The organism is Micromonospora sp. URMC 107, assembly GCF_051386315.1.
GTDB lineage: Bacteria > Actinomycetota > Actinomycetes > Mycobacteriales > Micromonosporaceae > Micromonospora.
Genome location: NZ_JBPQTK010000015.1, coordinates 18,372 through 34,397, shown reverse-complemented (window position 1 = coordinate 34,397; position 16,026 = coordinate 18,372). Strand labels below are relative to the sequence as shown.

Here is a 16,026-nt window from a genome sequence, read left to right as displayed (position 1 = left end):
GACGGGAGTTCACCCCTGATGCAGCTTGAATCTCTTTACCAGGAGATCATCCTGGACCACTACAAGCACCCGCACGGCCGCGGCCTGCGCGACGCGGACGCCACCGGCGCCCGGGTCGCCGAGGCGCACCACGTCAACCCGACCTGCGGTGACGAGGTGACCGTCCGGGTGGCGACCGACGGCGACGTGCTGCACGACGTCTCGTACGACGGCATGGGCTGTTCGATCAGCCAGGCGTCGGCGAGCGTGCTGCACGAGCTGCTGGTGGGCCGGGGCGCGGGCGACGCGTTCCGGGTGCACGAGGCGTTCGTCGAGTTGATGTCCGGCCGTGGCCAGGTCACGCCGGACGAGGACGTGCTCGGTGACGGGGTCGCGTTCGCGGGCGTCGCCCGCTACCCCGCCCGGGTCAAGTGCGCGCTGTTGCCGTGGATGGCGTTCAAGGACGCCGCGGCACGCGCCGGCGTGGGCGCGAGCCCTTCGGAGGTTGAGGCATGAGTAGCGAGGACACCGCCACCCCGGCGACCGAGGGCGCCGCCGCCCCGGCTGCGAACGCCGGGGTCGCCGAGAATGCGCCGGCCACGGACGCTGCGCCGGCTGCCCGGGGGAAGGCCGCCATCGCCGACCTCGAGGAGGCGATGAAGGACGTCGTCGACCCCGAGCTGGGCATCAACGTGGTCGACCTCGGCCTGGTGTACGGCGTGCACGTCGACGACGACAACGTCGCCACCCTGGACATGACGCTGACCTCGGCGGCGTGCCCGCTGACCGACGTGATCGAGGACCAGGCCCGGCAGGCGCTGACCACCGGCCCGGGCGGCGGCCTGGTCGACGACATCCGGATCAACTGGGTGTGGCTCCCGCCGTGGGGGCCGGACAAGATCACCGACGAGGGGCGCGACCAGCTCCGCTCCCTCGGCTTCAACGTCTGACCGGCCCCGCGCCGGTACCCGTCGAGCGCGCCGCCTGTCAGCTCAAGTCAGGGATCGTCGGACAGCTTGTCCACGGTGGGCCTTCTGGACTGCTGATCAAGTCGGACATGCCCAGCAGTTCCTGGTGGGCGCGGCTGAGCAGGGCACGACGGCGCCCGCTGGACCTACCTGCACAACCGCGCGACCGGTGTGTCGGGCCGGTCCCGAAGCGACCTGCTCTCCGGCGGGAGGCGCAACGCTCGTGCGGCGTCTGAGCCGCAGCCGCGCACCAGCAGGATCGACGGCGCCCAGCGCGCGGTCTTGCCGACGTGCGGTCGTTCGCCAGCTTCCGGCCCCGTTACGGATGATCGTCGGCCGCTGCCCGTGAATCCTCTCCAGCTCCGCCGCCAGGGTCACTGCCTGCGACTGGGGGTAGCGGCCGGACCCGCTGCGGAGCCCGGGGCAGTAGGACCTGACCGCGGTATCCGGGGCCCAGGACGATGGCCGCTCCGTTGGTGGGCGGGGCGCCGACGACGCTGCTCTCCACCGCCGGTATCGCCGGAGCGAAATCCGGCCCGCCCAGGTCGCCGGCGTCCGTCGCGTCACCGTCGCCCATGATCACTCCTTCTCCGCGTGGGCTCCGCGCGTGCCAGGGCCCGGTGAGTCCACTGGTGCCAGTCTGACTCCGTCGCGGACGGATATCTTGTCTGCCACTATATTAGGTGGATGAGTTCCCGGGCTATGACAGAGCCAGCCTTCTTCATCCTCACCGCGCTGCTCGACGCTCCGCGTCACGGCTACGGGATCGTCGCGGACGTGGCAGAACTGTCGCGGGGCCGCGTGCAGCTGAAGATCGGCTCCTTGTACGGGGTCCTGGACCGACTCGTCGGTGATGGCCTGGTCGAACTGGACCGCGAGGAGGTATGGCGAGGACGGCTACGCCGGTACTACCGGTTGACCGAGCGGGGCGGCCATGCCCTCGACGCAGAGGCTCAACGACTGGCCGCCAACGCACGCCTCGCCTCTACCCGGCTGCGCGTGTGGCGGAATCCGATCACGGGGACGCCGTCGTGAGCCGCCTGGAGGAGCGCTACCGGTTCGTTCTTCGGCTGCTGCCCGCCGCTTACCGGCAGGAATGGGAAGACGACATGGTCGCCGCCTTCGTGGACAGCATGGACACCGGCGACTCCGAGACCACCGCGTATGTCACGGACTACGGCCGGCCGAGCTTGTCCGAGGTCGCCAGCATCGTGTCCCTCGCCGTCCGGTTGCGTCTCGGCGGTGCCGACGCGCCACCCCGCTCGTTCGCCTGGGGACAAGCCGTGCGCCTGGCGACCCTGATGGCGATGTTGGCCCACGCCGTCATGGTCACCGCCAGCATCGCCGTCACACTCTGGCTCTCCTGGAAGATCGCCTGGTTGCCGGCTCCCGCACTGGACTGGCCGCTCAGCCCGCCGTCGAACATCTGGCACACCGCGTGGGATCTCGCCGGCTACGCGTGGTTACCGGCCTACGTCGCGCTCGTCCTCGGGCACCGACGGGTGGCCCAGGCGGTCGCCCTGCTCGCCATCGTGCCTCCGGCCATCACCACCGCTGTGGAACAGGGCCTCGGTGACGTACCGCTGTCGGTGTCGCCCTGGGCGATGCGATTCGTCGACGTGCTCCTGTTACTCGCGATGGCGGCTTTTCACCACGGCGCCACACCGGTGCCGCGCCGCCCTTGGCTCCTCGCGCTGCCGATCGGCATCTTCCTCGTCCCTGTGCCGCTGTTCACCATCCAGGCGGCCCGACCGGCGCTGAGGCTGCTGGACTGGCCGGGCCTGTCCTGCGCGGCGGTTACCGTCGCCGTGGTGGTCCACCTGGCCGGTCGAGTATCCAGCCGTCCATCTCGGAGGCTGCCATGGTCACTGGCGCTCACCCTGCTCGCCGTGACCGCGCTCGCCCTGCGAACGGCCACCCTGCCCGATTACAGCAACCAGGCAGAGCGGACAACACTCGCCACGATTGCCTCCGTAGAGGTCATCGCCGTGCTAGCGGTAGGCGTACCGCTCGCCGTGCTAGCCATCCGAGCACTGCGCCGACTTCCACCGATCCCCACCGTCGCCCCAAGACCCACCACACCGACGTAGGAACTCGTTTCGCCGGCGTGACTGTGACCGTCAGTAACGACGGAGGTGGGGCCACGTCAAGCCCTACGACTGCGTCCCACTGCGGACGACCGGCGTCGGTGGGGAATCCGGTGGCGGGGCCACGGGGGCGGAGCCGAGGATGAGCGGGTGATCGAGACGTACCCGACGAAGACCGTCCCCGTCGCCACGGCCGCCGCCGCGTGGCGACAGCGGACCGCCTCCGGTCGCGTCCCGATCCGCCGCCGATCGTCGTGACCGGCGCGTTCCTGGCCGGTCTGCTCGCCGGCTACGGCGTCGCCATCCCGGTCGGCGCGATCGCGGTGCTCATTCTCGGGCTCAGCGCCCGCACGTCGTTCCGGGTCGGCGCCGCCGCCGCGTTCGGGGTGGCCGCCGCCGACGGGCTCTACGCCGCCGTGGCAGCCCTGGGCGGGGCCGCCGTCGCCGGGCTGATCGCGCCGGTCGCCGGGCCGCTGCGGCTGACCGCCGCACTGGTGCTGCTCGTCCTCGCCGGTCACGGCGCCTGGCGCGCGCTGCGGCCCCGCGTCGCGACCGGCGCCGCCGGCGTCCGCCGGGGCCTGGACACCCCGGTCCGCGCCTTCACCGGCGTGCTCGCGCTGACCCTGCTGAACCCCGCGACCGTGGTCTACTTCGCCGCGCTCGTGCTGGGCCGCACGGACCGCGCCGAGCCGGATCCGCTCGCCGCCGGCCTCTTCGTGCTCGGCGCGTTCGTCGCCTCGGCGAGCTGGCAGCTGTTGATCGCCGGCGGGGGGACCCTGGTCGGCCGGATGCTGACCGGCCCGCGCGGTCGGCTCGTGACCGGGCTGCTCTCCAGCGCGATCATCGCCGCCCTGGCCGTGGCGATGCTGCTGCCCGACTGACCCGTCGGCGGCCCGGTGCCGTAGGTTCGGGCGTATGAGCAGCCGACCCGCAGCCGGAGGCGGCCGTTGGGTCGAGGCGGACCCGGCCCGGGTCGCCCGCTGGGTCGAGGGCTTCGCCGACCGGCACGGCCCGCCCACCGCCACCGTCCAGGCGTACGGGCTGCTGCTCGCCGCCCCGGACGGCGCCACCGCCGAGCTGCACACCCCGCCCGGCGCGCCGGCCGCCCCGGACGTGCCCGGCTTCGTGGCCGCCGCGACCACACCCCGCCGGCTCGGCCTGCTGCTCGCCCGCAAGGGAGCAGTGGCGGTGGGCGTCGCGGCGGGGGAGGAGCTGGTGGTCTCCAAGGTGGACACCCGCTACGTGCAGGGCCGCACCGCCGCCGGGGGCTGGTCCCAGCAGCGCTTCGCCCGGCGGCGCGACAACCAGGCGAAGGCGGCGCTGGGCGACGCGGCCGAGCTGGCCGTGCGGCTGCTGCTGCCGGAGGCGCCGTCGTTGGGCGCGCTGGTCTGCGGCGGGGACCGGCGGGCGGTGGACACCGTGCTGGCCGACCGGCGGCTCGCCCCGCTGGCGGCGCTGCGCGCCGAGCGGCTGCTGGACGTGCCCGAGCCCCGGCACGCCGTGCTCGTCGGCGCGATCGCGGCGGCCCGGGCGGTCCGGATCCTGGTCCGCGACCCGGCCTGACCTTCCCGGTCGGTCCGGATCCTGGCCCGCAGCCTTCGCGACCTCCTCGGGCCCGCCACGATCCTGCCCGTCGGGACGTGGCCCGTGGCCTCTCGTGCCCGCGACGGGTGGTGGGCCCGCACCGGGGACACGACGGCGGCCGGCGGACGCTCGCCCACCGGCCGCCGAGGGACGGTCTCCCGTGAGGTCAGAGGCTGCCGCGGAAGGTGTCGCAGGACTTCGGGTCGCCGGTGGAGTAGCCCCGGGTGAACCACTCCTTGCGCTGGGCGGAGGAGCCGTGGGTGAACTCGTCCGGGTTCACCGGCCGGTTGGCCCGCTCGGAGATGGCGTCGTCACCGATCTTCTCGGCGGCGTCGATGGCCTGCTGGATGTCCTGCTCGCTGATGCTGGTGAAGATCTTCTGGCCGCTCGCGTCGGCGGTGCCGGTGGCGTTCTTCGCCCAGGCGCCGGCGTAGCAGTCGGCCTGCAACTCCAGCTTGACCGAAAGCTCGTTGGCGCTGTCCGGGTCGCGCTGCTGCTGGCGGCGCATCTGGGCCTCGGTGCCGAGGAGGTCCTGCACGTGGTGGCCGTACTCGTGGGCGAGCACGTAGGGCTGGGCGAACTCACCGGAGGCGCCGAGCTGCTGGGCGAGCACCTGGTAGAAGGTGAGGTCGATGTAGACGAGGTCGTCGGCGGGGCAGTAGAACGGGCCGACGCCGGAGTCGGCCTGCCCGCAGGCGGTGTTGACGCCCTGGCTGAAGAACACCGTCCGGGACGGGCGGTACTGCTCGCCGAACGCCTCGGGCAGGGCCTTCTGCCAGTACGCCTGGATGGAGTTGACGTAGAGGGCGTTGCGGCAGTCGAGCTGCTGGAGCGCGTCCTCGGCCGAGCACTTCTGCTCCAGCGACGCGTTGTCGCCCCGCGGCTCGTCGCCGCCGTTGGTGGCCGCGTTCAGGCCGAAGCCGCCGCCGACGAGCGCGACGACCACGGCGATGACGAGGCCGACGATGCCGCCCCGGCCGCCGCCGATCGGGATGGGGATGCCGCCCAGCCCGCCGCCCCCGCCGGACCCTCGCCGGTCGTCCACCTGGCTGGTGTCGATCCGCGCGTTCTCGTTCAGCTCCATGTCTACCCCGATCACCGATTTGATCCGTTTTGGTGGTTGCGGTACCGGACCGGGTCCGGACTGCGTTTCGGTACCCGATGATCTTGGTCGGTAATCCGGCGGGGCGCCCGCGCGGCGCCCGGTACACTTGGTCCCGTGCTGCTCTGCGAAGGCTGAACCGCCCCGCGCCGACGGGCCTCGTGCTCGCCGGCGCTTTCGCGTGCCCTGAGTCAGCCCTTCCAGACCCCGAGAGCGAGTCCTCCGACATGATCACTGCCACCGGCCTGGAGCTGCGCGCCGGCGCCCGCATCCTGCTGTCCGACACCACGCTGCGGGTGCAGCCGGGTGACCGGATCGGCCTGGTCGGCCGCAACGGCGCCGGCAAGACCACGACGCTGAAGGTGCTCGCCGGCGAGGGCCAGCCGTACGCCGGCCAGATCGACCGGCGCAGCGCCATCGGCTACCTCCCGCAGGACCCCCGGACCGGCGACCTGGAGGTCACCGGCCGCGACCGGGTGCTCTCCGCCCGGGGCCTGGACGTGCTGATGGCCCAGATGAAGGAGATCGAGACCAGGCTCGCCGACGGCGCCGACGACAAGCTGGTCCGTCGCTACGGCGCGCTGGAGGACCAGTTCGCCTCCCTCGGCGGGTACGCGGCCGAGGCCGAGGCCGCCCGGATCTGCGCCAACCTCGGCCTGCCGGACCGGGCGCTGGCCCAGACCATCGGCACGCTCTCCGGCGGTCAGCGCCGTCGCATCGAGCTGGCCCGGATCCTGTTCCGCGACGCGGGCGAGAACGGCGGCGGCATCCTGCTGCTCGACGAGCCGACCAACCACCTCGACGCCGACTCGATCACCTGGCTGCGCAGCTTCCTCGCCAACCACAAGGGCGGCCTGATCGTGATCTCCCACGACGGCTCGCTGCTGGAGTCGGTGGTCAACAAGGTGTGGTTCCTCGACGCCACCCGCTCCGTGGTCGACGTCTACAACCTGGGCTGGAAGGCGTACCTGGAGGCCCGCGAGACCGACGAGCGGCGCCGCCGCCGGGAGCGGGCCAACGCCGAGAAGAAGGCCGGCGCGCTGATGGCGCAGGCCGACAAGATGCGGGCCAAGGCCACCAAGACCGTCGCCGCGCAGAACATGGCCCGGCGGGCCGAGAAGCTGATCTCCGGCCTGGAGGAGGTACGCGTCGCCGACAAGGTGGCGAAGGTGCGCTTCCCGAGCCCGGCCCCGTGCGGCAAGACCCCGCTCACCGCGACCGGCCTGTCGAAGTCGTACGGCTCGCTGGAGATCTTCACCGACGTGAACGTGGCGGTCGACCGGGGCTCCCGGGTGGCCATCCTGGGGCTCAACGGCGCCGGCAAGACCACCCTGCTGCGGATGCTCGGCGGCCTGCTGAAGCCGGACACCGGCGAGGTGCACGCCGGGCACGGCCTGCGCCTCGGTTACTACGCGCAGGAGCACGAGACGCTCGACGTGGACCGGACGGTGCTGGAGCACATGCGCAGCGCCGCCATCGAGCAGACCGACACGGACCTGCGCAAGATCCTCGGGGCGTTCCTGTTCTCCGGCGACGACGTGGACAAGCCGGCCGGGGTGCTCTCCGGCGGCGAGAAGACCCGGCTCGCGCTGGCCACCCTGGTCTGCTCCGGGGCGAACGTGCTGCTGCTCGACGAGCCGACGAACAACCTCGACCCGGTCAGCCGGGAGCAGGTGCTCGACGCCATCGCCCGCTACCCGGGTGCGATCGTGCTGGTCACCCACGATCCCGGCGCGGTCATGGCGCTGAAGCCGGACCGTGCCATCCTGCTGCCCGACGGCGACGAGGACGCCTGGAGCGACGACCTGCTCGAACTGGTCGAGCTGGCCTGAGCGGCCCGCGGCGCCGCCCGCCGGCTCCCGATCCCCGGCGCGGTCAGCCCGCCGGCCCCGGTGTCGCGGCGCGCGTCGGCGTGGTCAGCGCAGCAGGCCGAGCGCGTGGGGGAGGACGCCCGAGGTGGCCAGGATGACCACGTTGATGGCGACGAAGACGGCCGGGACGAGCCGGTGGCCGACGCGTCCGACCAGCCGGACCACCCGGGGGTGGCCGCCCAGCCAGGCCCCCGCGGCGCACCACAGCGCGATGAGCACCACGAAGACCAGCAGGAACACCGCGCTGTCGGCCGGGCCGAGCGCCCGGAACACCGGCACGTAGACGGCGATGTTGTCGGCGCCGTTGGCGATCGTCACCCCGGCCACGCCGAGGGTGGAGCCCACCACCGCCGGTGTCTCGTCGGCGTCGCGGTCGAGCAGCGCGCGTACGCCGAGGGCGACCGGCAGCAGGCCGAGCAGCCCGGTCCACGGCTCGGGCACCACCAGCAGCCCGGCCGCGACCACCGCGCTGGCCACCGCGAGCGCGCCGATGCCCAGGTACTGCCCGGCGACGATCTGCCAGGTGCGGGGCCGGCCCGTGGTGCGGGCGGCGACGAAGAACAGCGTCAGGACGACGATGTCGTCGATGTCGGTGGCGGCGAACACCACGGCGGCGCCGGCCGCGGTGCCCAACAGGTCGATCACGCCAGCAGGGTACGGCGCGCCCGCCCGCCCCGCCCGGCGCGGAGGGGCGGGCGGGCCCCGGTCGCGTCGGGAGGGTCACTCTATCGGGAAGCTGACATCGCATAGCGTGTCGGTTGGCGAAGAGTTGATATCTGGCGCATGATCGTTCGAGGCGGTCTAATAGGTGGGACCGTATCCGAACCGCACAGTCTGGGACGTGAGGACACAGCATGGCAGCCACTGGCACAGCCACCAGCACTGAGAAGGGTCGCCGGATCGTCGGAGCCGAGCGTCAGACGCTCGCCAAGGACCTGGTAAAGCGGTACACCTCGGGTGAGAGCATCCGCGCGCTCGCGGCCTCGACCGGCCGTTCCTACGGGTTCATCCACCGGGTGCTCACCGAGTCCGGGGTTCAGCTGCGGCAGCGTGGCGGCGCCCGCCGCCGCAAGAAGGCGTGACCCGCCCACCAGCGTCGTCCGTCAGCGCCGCTCCCCGGGTCGCCCGGTGACCGCCGAGGCGACCGGGGTCCGGCTGGAATGCGACGGGCCGGTCGCGACGGTCACGTTGTGCCGGCCCGACGTGCTCAACGCGCAGACCCCGGCGATGTGGCGCGCGATGAGCGACTTCTCCCGGGACCTCCCCGGCGACGTACGCGTCGTCGTCGTGCGCGGCGAGGGGCGGGCGTTCTCCGCCGGCCTCGACCTGTCGGTGGCCGGCGCCTCCGGCCCGGGGTCGTTCGCCGAGCTGGCCACCCTGCCCGAGCAGGAGTGCGCCGACCGGATCGCGGAATACCAGGGCGGCTTCACCTGGCTGCACCGCCCCGACGTCGTCTCCGTCGCCGCCGTGCAGGGGCACGCGATCGGCGCTGGCTTCCAGCTGGCGCTCGCCTGCGACCTGCGCGTGCTCGCCGAGGACGCGAAGCTCTCCATGGCCGAGGTGACGCTCGGCCTGGTCCCGGATCTCGCCGGCACCGGTCGCCTGGTCGACCTGGTCGGCTACAGCCGTGCGCTGGAGATCTGCGCGACCGGCCGGCGGATGGACGCCGCCGAGGCGGACCGGATCGGCCTGGCCACCCTGGTCGTGCCGAACGCCGAGCTGGACGCCGCGGTGCGTGACCTGACCGCCGGGCTGCTGGCCAACGACCGCAACGCGGTGGTGGAGATCAAGGCCCTGCTGGCCGGCGCGACCGGCCGGTCCGCCGCCGACCAGCAGCGGGCCGAGCGGGAGGCGCAGACCCGCCGGCTGCGCGATCTCGCCGGGCGGGGAGAATAGTAAGGACCGTTCGGGAAGATCGGGGTTACGGCCGAGGTTGTCAGAGTCGTCGGGAGAATTGACCTGACGGTGCGGTCAGCCCGACGACCCGGAGGTGAACGTGTCCAACTCGATGTCCGGCGGCGGCATGGCCGGTTGGAGCATGCTCCGGTCGATGCGCAACCGCGACGAGATCTCCACCCACCGGCTCAAGCGCGGCGTGGCCCGCCGGATCGTGGCCTTCGCCGGGCCCTACCGCCGGGACATCGTGGTCTTCCTGGTCACCGTGGTGCTGGCCGCGGTCATCGGGGTCGCCACCCCGGTGCTCGCCGGCGACGTGATCGACACGATCACCCGGGGCGGCGCCGACGCCGGCAACGCGGTGGTCCGGCTGGCGTTCGTCATCGCCGGGCTCGCGGTGGCCGACGCGCTGCTCTCCCTCGCCCAGCGGTGGTATTCGGCCCGCATCGGCGAGGGGATCATCCTCGACCTGCGCACCCGGGTCTACGACCACGTCCAGCGGATGCCGCTGCAGTTCTTCACCCGCACCCAGACGGGCGCGCTGGTCAGCCGGCTCAACAACGACGTGCTCGGCGCGCAGCGGGCGTTCACCTCGACGCTGTCCGGAGTGGTCAGCAACGTCATCCAGCTCGTGCTCACCGCCGCGGTGATGTTCACCCTCTCCTGGCAGGTCACCGCGCTCTCGCTCGTGCTGCTGCCGGTCTTCATCATCCCGGCCCGGCGGGTCGGCAGGCGCCTCGCCGAGATCACCCGGGAGTCCTACAACCTCGACGCGAAGATGAACGCGACGATGACCGAGCGGTTCGGCGTCTCGGGCGCGTTGCTGGTGAAGCTCTTCGGCCGGCCCGAGGTGGAGGCCCGCCGGTTCGCCGGGCGGGCCGAGCGGGTCCGCGACATCGGCATCCAGTCCGCGATGTACTCGCGGACGTTCTTCGTGGCGATGCTGCTGGTCGCCTCGCTGGCCCAGGCGCTCACCTACGGTCTCGGCGGCTGGCTCGCGGTCACCGGCAACGTCAGCGCCGGCACCGTGGTGACCCTCGCCCTGCTGCTCACCCGCCTCTACGGCCCGCTGACCGCGCTGTCCAACGTCCGGGTCGACGTGATGAGCGCGCTCGTCTCCTTCGACCGGGTCTTCGAGGTGCTCGACCTGAAGCCGACGATCGAGGAGAAGCCCGACGCCGTGCCGGTGCCCCGGGCCAGCGGCCGGGTCGAGTTCCGCGACGTCCGGTTCCGCTACCCCAGCGCCGCCGAGATCTCGCTCGCCTCGCTGGAGGAGGTCGCCGCCCTCGACCGCACGGTCAACGAGCCCGTGCTCAAGGGCGTTTCGTTCGCGGTCGAGCCGGGGCAGATGGTGGCTCTGGTCGGCCCCTCCGGTGCCGGCAAGTCGACGCTGTCGATGCTGATCTCCCGCATCTACGACGTCACCGACGGGCAGGTGCTGGTCGGCGGGGTCGACGTCCGCGACGCCACCCTCGACTCGCTGCGCGACGAGATCGGCGTGGTCACCCAGGATTCGCACCTGTTCCACGAGACCATCGCCGAGAACCTGCGCTACGCCAAGCCGGACGCCACCGACGACGAGATCTGGGCGGCCCTGGCCGGTGCCCAGGTCGCCGACCTGGTCCGGTCGCTGCCGGAGGGGCTGGAGACCCTCGTCGGCGAGCGCGGCTACCGCTTCTCCGGCGGCGAGAAGCAGCGCATCGCCATCGCCCGGTTGCTGCTCAAGGCCCCGTCGATCGTGATCCTCGACGAGGCGACCGCGCACCTCGACTCGGAGAGCGAGGCCGCCGTGCAGCGGGCGCTGTCGGTGGCGCTGACCGGGCGTACCGCGCTGGTGATCGCACACCGGCTCTCGACCGTCCGCGACGCCGACCAGATCCTGGTGCTCGACGACGGGCGGATCGTCGAGCGGGGGCGGCACGAGGAACTGGTGGCCGTGGGCGGGCTCTACGCCGAGCTCTACCGCACCCAGTTCGCGGTCGCCGACTCGCCCACCCCGTACGCCGACGCGACCGGGCCCGAGCCGGTGGCCGTGCCGCCGCTGCGGCCCTACCTCGCCGACGAGGCGCTGCCGCCGGCCGCAGCCAACTGACGCCTCAGCCGGCGGTCACCGCCGCCCGCAACTCCCCGAACGCGGCGCCGAGCGTCTCGGGGGTGAAGTGCGCGTTCAGGCCGCTGGGGTTGGGCAGCACCCAGAGCCGGGCGCCCGCCAGCCGCTCCGGCTGCGGTCCGAAGCCGGCCTTCGGCCGGGCGAACCCGATCCGGTACGCGGTCACCCCGACCACGGCCACCCACCGGGGGCGATGGCGCTCGACCTTGCCGGTGAGGATCTCCGCCCCCTCGACCAGTTCGGCCGGGGTCAGCTCGTCGGGGCGGGCACTGGCCCGCGCGACCATGTTGCTGATGCCCAGGCCGTACCCCGGCAGCTCGTCCTGCTCGCTGGGATGCAGCAGCCGGGGCGTGAACCCGCCCCGGTGCAGCGCCGGCCAGAACCGGTTGCCCGGCCGGGCGAAGTGCCACCCGGTCGCGGCCGACCACAGGCCCGGGTTGATCCCCACGAAGAGCACGTCCAGGCCGGGGGCGATGACGTCGGGAATGGTCCGCTCCGCCGCCGCCGCGAGTTCCTCCCGCGTGGGCCGCGGATACCGTCCGGCCGCATCCGCCGCCCGCGCCCGCTGTCGGGTGGGGGAGCCGCGGCCCGGCCGGCCGGCGGGCGTGACCATCACAGGCCCCGCAGCGCGCCGCCGTCGACCGGCACGGTGACGCCGGTCAGGTAGCTCGCGGCGGGGGAGAGCACGAACGCGGCCACCCGGCCGAACTCGGCCGGCGCGCCGATGCGGCGCAGCGGAATGGCGGCCTCGGCCTCCGCGCGCGCCCGTTCGGGATCGCCGGTGGCGGCGAAGAGCTCCACGTTGCGGTCGGTCATGATCCGTCCGGGCAGCAGACCGACCACCCGCACGCCCCGGGGCCCGTACTCGTCGGCGACGTCCTTGGCCATGCCCGCCAGGCCGGGTCGCAGGCCGTTGGAGACGCCCAGGCCGGGCACCGGCCCGCGCGCCGAGGTCGACAGGACCAGCCCGACCGCGCCACCTGCGCCCCCGGCCAGCTCCTGCGCGACGGTACGGACCATGCGGACGGTGCCGAGGAAGACCGTCTCGAAGGACCGGCGCCACTGCTCGTCGGTGACCGAGGCGGCGCTGCCCGGCGGTGGCCCGCCGACCGAGACCAGCGCCCCGTCCAGCCGTCCGAAGTGCTCCCGCGCCGCCGCCACGAGGCGCTCCGGCGTGTGGGCGTCGGCCAGGTCGGCGGCCAGCCCGACCGCCCGCTCCGGCCCGCCGAGGCGCTGCGCGGCGGCGGCCACCGCGTCGGCGTCGCGGGCGGAGAGCACGACGCGGGCACCGTCGGCGACGAGGCACTCCGCGGTGGCGTAGCCCAGCCCTCGGGAGGCGCCGGTGAGTACGTACACCCGATCGGTCAGTCCGAGATCCATGCCGTCGATCCTGCCGCACCCGGCCGGATCCGCCAGCGGGGCCCTCGTGAGCGGTGGGCGGTCAGCGGTGGGCGGGACGCAGCAGGCGTACCCGCCCGGCGACCTGGACGGCGACGGCCCCGCCGGCGCGCCCCCACGCCGGCAGCCGGCGCGGGCGCGGCGGCCCGTGCCCGTCGTAGCGGTCGGCGGCCTCGCGCGCGGCCAGCTCCTCCGCGCCCAACGGCGGCAGCTCGCCCCGGTCGCGTAGGTCACGGGCCAGGTCCCAGCCGTCGCGCAGCGAGCCCGCGGTCGGCCGCCCCGCGGCCCACCGGGCGAAGGTCGCCGGCCACCGCGGGCCGAGACCGGCCGCCAGCAGCGGCCAGTGCCGGGCCACCTCCCCGGCGCGCTTGCGCAGCAGCGCGGCCCCGGCCGCGGCGAGCGCCGCCGGGTCGAAGCCCGCCGGCACCGGGCCGCCGGCCACCAGCGCCGCCACCAGCGCCGCCTGCCGCTCGGCCAGGTCGCCGCTCACGTCACCACCGGGAAGCCGGACGCGGCGGCGAGGGCGTCCAACTCGGCCCGGAGCACCGGGGCGGGCGGGTAGTGCCCGTCGCGTTCCAGCAGGATCGCCGGCGGCCGGCGGCGGGCGCACAGCTCGCGTAGCAGGTCGAGCACCGCCGGGGGCACCGGATCGGTGTGCGTGTCGTGGTAGTAGCCGCCGTGGTCGGCGCCGCCTGCCACGTGCACGTAGGAGACCCGCTCCAGCGGCAGCCGGTCGAGCAGCGTGACCGGGTCGGCGCCCCGGTTGCGGGCGTTGGCGTACACGTTGGCGACGTCCAGCAGCAGAAGCGCGCCGGTGCGGTCCAGGATCTCGGTGAGGAAGTCGGCCTCGCTGAGCTCGTCGTCGGGCCAGTCGAACAGGGCCGCGATGGGTTCCAGCGCGATCGGCACCGGCAGCTCGGCCTGCGCGCGGGCGACGTTGGCGCAGACCGCGTCGACCGCCGCCCGGCTGCGCGGCAGCGGCAGCAGGTGGCCGGCCTCGACGCCGCCGGCCCGGACGAAGGCGATGTGCTCGCTGACCAGCGGCGCCCCGACCAGCTGCGCCACCGCGCCCAGGTGGGCGACGCGCGCCGGGTCGACCGGTTCCGCGCCGCCGAGGGAGAGCCGCACGCCGTGCGGTACGACCGTCACGCCGCGCTCGCGCAGCGCGGCCAGCCCGGCGGGCGGTGGCCCGGTCGCGGCGACGCTCTCGGCGACCACCTCCACGAAGCGCAGCCCGGGCAGGTCGGCGACGAACCCGGCGATCTCCGGCCGCCAGCCGATGCCCACGCCGGCGGGGCCGGTCATCCGCCGCACCCGCCTCCGCCGCAACCCCCGCCGCCGCTGCACGAGCTGCCCCCGCTGCACGAGCTGCCCCCGCCGCACCCGCCGCCGCTGGAGGAGGCGCTGCTGCCGCTGATCGCCTGGCGCTGGATCTCGGCCTGGGCGGCGAAGCCGGGGTCCATGGCGTAGAGCGACGCGGTGCCGAACAACGCGACGCCCATCGCGGCGCCCGCCGCGCCGTAGGTGGCGTAGGCGGGGGCCGAGGCGGGCGCGAGATAGGTGTGCTGACGCCGCAGGTCGCGCAGGGCCCGGGTGGCGGCGCGGGTGCGCCACGGCACCCGGTGCAGGAGGACGGCCACGACGATCAGCGGAACCTGGCTCAGCACGAGCCAGCCCACCGGGCGGTCGTTGCCCAGCCCCGCGAAGATGCGCAACACGCCGACCAGCAGCAGGGCGGAGAGCAGGAACGCGCCCCGGCGCAGCGCGGACCGGCGGGCCGGTGCGAGCGCGAGCCCGCGCTGCTCCAGACTGGTCCGGAGCTGGTCGAGCGCCCGGCGGACCCACTCGTCACGGGCCAGTTCCTTGGTGGTGGCGTTCCGCCCGGCCGCGAAATGGACCGCCTGGTCCAGGGGCGTGATCCCGGCCGGCAGCGGACCGCCGGTGGTGAGCCGCCGGTCCGGCCGCACGCCGATCGCCCCGCTGCCGCGCAGCCCGCCGAGCGAGGTCCAGATCGCCAGTTGCTGCCCGCCGTTGAGGTAGGCGACCTGCTGCGGGCCGAGCTGGCCCACGTCGCCCACCGGTGGGCCGGCGAGGACCGAGCGCCGGTGCACGACCGTACCGACGATGATCACGACGGCCGCGAGGAGATAGGCCCCGAGGAAGACGGGACCGGGGATGCCCCAGGTGTCACCAGGCGCGGCGAGGACGGTCATGGGCTGCTCCTGTCGGGCGAGGGGGATCGCGACCCAATTGTGGAGCAGGCCCGCCAGGGCGTACCCACCGCGTGGACCGAGTTACCGGACCGATACGCACGGCGATACGGCGGCCGGCGCCCGGGGTCGGCTGCCCGGGGCGCGTCGGAGGCCGGGCAGGGTGGCGGGCGGGTCAGCGGCGGCGGACGGCCTCCTCGACCAGGTCGAGCACCGGGCCGAGGTCGCCGGCGGGGCGGCCCATCGCCAGGTGCAGCACCAGGCCGTCGTAGGCGAGTTCGAGGAACTGGGCCAGCACGTCGATCGGCACGTCCTCGCGGAGCACGCCCGCCTCCCGCTGCCGGGCCAGCCGGTCGCGGGTCGCCTCGGCGATCGCGGCCGAGCGCTCCGCCCACCGCTTGGCGAACGCCGGGTCGGTCCGCAGCCGCCGGGACACCTCCAGCTGGCTGCCGAGCCAGCCGGTGGTGTCGGGGGAGACCGCGCCGGCCAGCAGGTCCCGCATGACCTGGACCAGGCCGTTGCGGGCCACCGTCTCCACCATGGCCGCGGCGTCGTCCTCGGCCACCGCCAGGAAGAGCGAGTCCTTGTCGCGGAAGTGGTGGAAGATCGCGCCCCGGGACAGCCGGGTGGCCTCCTCGAGCCGGCGGACGGTGGCGCCCTCGTAGCCGTGCCGGGCGAAACACGCCCGCGCGGCGGCGAGGATCTCTTGCCGGCGCGCGTCGAGCTGGTCCTGACTTACTCTGGGCACGGGTCGATCGTGACAGCTCGCCCCCCGCCGTGCAAACCGTACGTACGGCTTGGTTTGGCCGCTCGCATGATCA

18 protein-coding genes are annotated in these 16,026 nt (G+C 73.9%); 10 read left to right on the top strand and 8 right to left on the bottom strand.

The window, feature by feature from the left end; all coding sequences use genetic code 11:
* The first annotated feature begins 18 nt into the window (after positions 1-18).
* The 6 genes from sufU (at position 19) to ACSNN9_RS05720 (ending at position 4,597) form a co-directional block, all read left to right on the top strand.
* Positions 19-495, top strand: a complete 477-nt coding sequence (gene sufU, locus ACSNN9_RS05745) for a Fe-S cluster assembly sulfur transfer protein SufU (RefSeq protein ID WP_436671566.1) — start codon at positions 19-21, stop codon at positions 493-495.
* Positions 492-929, top strand: coding sequence for a metal-sulfur cluster assembly factor (locus ACSNN9_RS05740; protein ID WP_436671565.1), 438 nt, complete (start codon positions 492-494; stop codon positions 927-929). The genes sufU and ACSNN9_RS05740 overlap by 4 nt, the downstream gene beginning before the upstream one ends.
* Positions 930-1,634: 705 nt before the next feature.
* Positions 1,635-1,982 (top strand): PadR family transcriptional regulator, encoded by a 348-nt coding sequence (locus ACSNN9_RS05735; protein ID WP_436671564.1) that lies wholly within the window; start codon positions 1,635-1,637, stop codon positions 1,980-1,982.
* Positions 1,979-3,037 carry a hypothetical protein gene (locus ACSNN9_RS05730; RefSeq protein ID WP_436671563.1) on the top strand — a complete coding sequence of 353 codons (1,059 nt, stop codon included), beginning with the start codon at positions 1,979-1,981 and terminating at the stop codon, positions 3,035-3,037. The genes ACSNN9_RS05735 and ACSNN9_RS05730 overlap by 4 nt, the downstream gene beginning before the upstream one ends.
* Before the next feature lie 251 nt (positions 3,038-3,288).
* Positions 3,289-3,915: a LysE family transporter gene (locus tag ACSNN9_RS05725; RefSeq protein WP_436671562.1), complete on the top strand. Its 627-nt coding sequence runs from the start codon at positions 3,289-3,291 to the stop codon at positions 3,913-3,915.
* Positions 3,916-3,949: 34 nt separating this feature from the next.
* Positions 3,950-4,597 (top strand): acVLRF1 family peptidyl-tRNA hydrolase, encoded by a 648-nt coding sequence (locus ACSNN9_RS05720; protein ID WP_436671561.1) that lies wholly within the window; start codon positions 3,950-3,952, stop codon positions 4,595-4,597.
* A gap of 187 nt (positions 4,598-4,784) precedes the next feature.
* On the opposite strand, the gene ypfJ is transcribed toward ACSNN9_RS05720, so the two are convergent.
* Positions 4,785-5,702, bottom strand: a complete 918-nt coding sequence (gene ypfJ / locus ACSNN9_RS05715) for a KPN_02809 family neutral zinc metallopeptidase (RefSeq protein ID WP_436671617.1) — start codon at positions 5,700-5,702, stop codon at positions 4,785-4,787.
* Between the two features lie 245 nt (positions 5,703-5,947).
* Between ypfJ and ACSNN9_RS05710 the strand changes: the two genes are divergently transcribed.
* Entirely contained in the window at positions 5,948-7,552 is a 1,605-nt protein-coding gene (locus ACSNN9_RS05710) for an ABC-F family ATP-binding cassette domain-containing protein (RefSeq protein WP_436671560.1), read from the top strand.
* Positions 7,553-7,636: 84 nt separating this feature from the next.
* Here ACSNN9_RS05710 and ACSNN9_RS05705 read toward each other — a convergent pair whose 3' ends face one another.
* Complete coding sequence (locus ACSNN9_RS05705; protein WP_436671559.1) at positions 7,637-8,236, bottom strand: cadmium resistance transporter; 600 nt, start codon at positions 8,234-8,236, stop codon at positions 7,637-7,639.
* Between the two features lie 209 nt (positions 8,237-8,445).
* On the opposite strand from ACSNN9_RS05705, the gene ACSNN9_RS05700 reads away from it, so the two are divergent.
* The 3 genes from ACSNN9_RS05700 to ACSNN9_RS05690 all read left to right on the top strand — a co-directional run bounded on the left by ACSNN9_RS05700 (position 8,446) and on the right by ACSNN9_RS05690 (position 11,579).
* A complete protein-coding gene (locus ACSNN9_RS05700) occupies positions 8,446-8,673 on the top strand; it encodes a helix-turn-helix domain-containing protein (RefSeq protein ID WP_007462679.1) in 228 nt (75 codons plus the stop codon).
* 46 nt (positions 8,674-8,719) lie between these two features.
* On the top strand, positions 8,720-9,487 hold the full coding sequence (locus ACSNN9_RS05695) for an enoyl-CoA hydratase/isomerase family protein (protein WP_425692750.1): 768 nt from the start codon (positions 8,720-8,722) through the stop codon (positions 9,485-9,487).
* A gap of 112 nt (positions 9,488-9,599) precedes the next feature.
* The gene (locus ACSNN9_RS05690) at positions 9,600-11,579 is read left to right on the top strand and encodes an ABC transporter ATP-binding protein (protein WP_436671614.1); all 1,980 of its coding nucleotides are present in this window, start codon (positions 9,600-9,602) and stop codon (positions 11,577-11,579) included.
* A 4-nt stretch (positions 11,580-11,583) separates the two neighbouring features.
* Here the strand turns inward: ACSNN9_RS05690 and mug are convergent, their stop codons facing one another.
* The 6 genes from mug to ACSNN9_RS05660 all read right to left on the bottom strand — a co-directional run bounded on the left by mug (position 11,584) and on the right by ACSNN9_RS05660 (position 15,953).
* Positions 11,584-12,210 carry a G/U mismatch-specific DNA glycosylase gene (mug, locus tag ACSNN9_RS05685; RefSeq protein WP_436671557.1) on the bottom strand — a complete coding sequence of 209 codons (627 nt, stop codon included), beginning with the start codon at positions 12,208-12,210 and terminating at the stop codon, positions 11,584-11,586.
* Complete coding sequence (locus ACSNN9_RS05680; RefSeq protein ID WP_436671556.1) at positions 12,210-12,977, bottom strand: SDR family oxidoreductase; 768 nt, start codon at positions 12,975-12,977, stop codon at positions 12,210-12,212. The genes mug and ACSNN9_RS05680 overlap by 1 nt, the downstream gene beginning before the upstream one ends.
* A 61-nt stretch (positions 12,978-13,038) precedes the next feature.
* A complete protein-coding gene (locus tag ACSNN9_RS05675; RefSeq protein WP_436671555.1) occupies positions 13,039-13,485 on the bottom strand; it encodes a hypothetical protein in 447 nt (148 codons plus the stop codon).
* Entirely contained in the window at positions 13,482-14,300 is an 819-nt protein-coding gene (locus ACSNN9_RS05670) for a DUF692 domain-containing protein (protein WP_436671554.1), read from the bottom strand. Before ACSNN9_RS05670 ends, ACSNN9_RS05675 begins: the two co-directional genes overlap by 4 nt.
* A complete protein-coding gene (locus ACSNN9_RS05665) occupies positions 14,297-15,208 on the bottom strand; it encodes a TIGR04222 domain-containing membrane protein (RefSeq protein WP_436671553.1) in 912 nt (303 codons plus the stop codon). The genes ACSNN9_RS05670 and ACSNN9_RS05665 overlap by 4 nt, the downstream gene beginning before the upstream one ends.
* Before the next feature lie 172 nt (positions 15,209-15,380).
* Positions 15,381-15,953 carry a TetR/AcrR family transcriptional regulator gene (locus ACSNN9_RS05660; RefSeq protein WP_121400709.1) on the bottom strand — a complete coding sequence of 191 codons (573 nt, stop codon included), beginning with the start codon at positions 15,951-15,953 and terminating at the stop codon, positions 15,381-15,383.
* Positions 15,954-16,026 lie beyond the last annotated feature (73 nt).

Excerpts from the sequence above, each read along its gene's own strand:
- sufU (WP_436671566.1), top strand. The coding sequence starts at position 19 with ATGCAGCTTGAATCTCTTTACCAGGAGATCATCCTGGACCACTACAAG.
- ACSNN9_RS05740 (WP_436671565.1), top strand. The coding sequence starts at position 492 with ATGAGTAGCGAGGACACCGCCACCCCGGCGACCGAGGGCGCCGCCGCC.
- ACSNN9_RS05735 (WP_436671564.1), top strand. The coding sequence starts at position 1,635 with ATGAGTTCCCGGGCTATGACAGAGCCAGCCTTCTTCATCCTCACCGCG.
- ACSNN9_RS05720 (WP_436671561.1), top strand. The coding sequence starts at position 3,950 with ATGAGCAGCCGACCCGCAGCCGGAGGCGGCCGTTGGGTCGAGGCGGAC.
- ypfJ (WP_436671617.1), bottom strand. The coding sequence starts at position 5,702 with ATGGAGCTGAACGAGAACGCGCGGATCGACACCAGCCAGGTGGACGAC.
- ACSNN9_RS05710 (WP_436671560.1), top strand. The coding sequence starts at position 5,948 with ATGATCACTGCCACCGGCCTGGAGCTGCGCGCCGGCGCCCGCATCCTG.
- ACSNN9_RS05700 (WP_007462679.1), top strand. The coding sequence starts at position 8,446 with ATGGCAGCCACTGGCACAGCCACCAGCACTGAGAAGGGTCGCCGGATC.
- ACSNN9_RS05690 (WP_436671614.1), top strand. The coding sequence starts at position 9,600 with ATGTCCGGCGGCGGCATGGCCGGTTGGAGCATGCTCCGGTCGATGCGC.
- mug (WP_436671557.1), bottom strand. The coding sequence starts at position 12,210 with ATGGTCACGCCCGCCGGCCGGCCGGGCCGCGGCTCCCCCACCCGACAG.
- ACSNN9_RS05680 (WP_436671556.1), bottom strand. The coding sequence starts at position 12,977 with ATGGATCTCGGACTGACCGATCGGGTGTACGTACTCACCGGCGCCTCC.
- ACSNN9_RS05670 (WP_436671554.1), bottom strand. The coding sequence starts at position 14,300 with ATGACCGGCCCCGCCGGCGTGGGCATCGGCTGGCGGCCGGAGATCGCC.
- ACSNN9_RS05665 (WP_436671553.1), bottom strand. The coding sequence starts at position 15,208 with ATGACCGTCCTCGCCGCGCCTGGTGACACCTGGGGCATCCCCGGTCCC.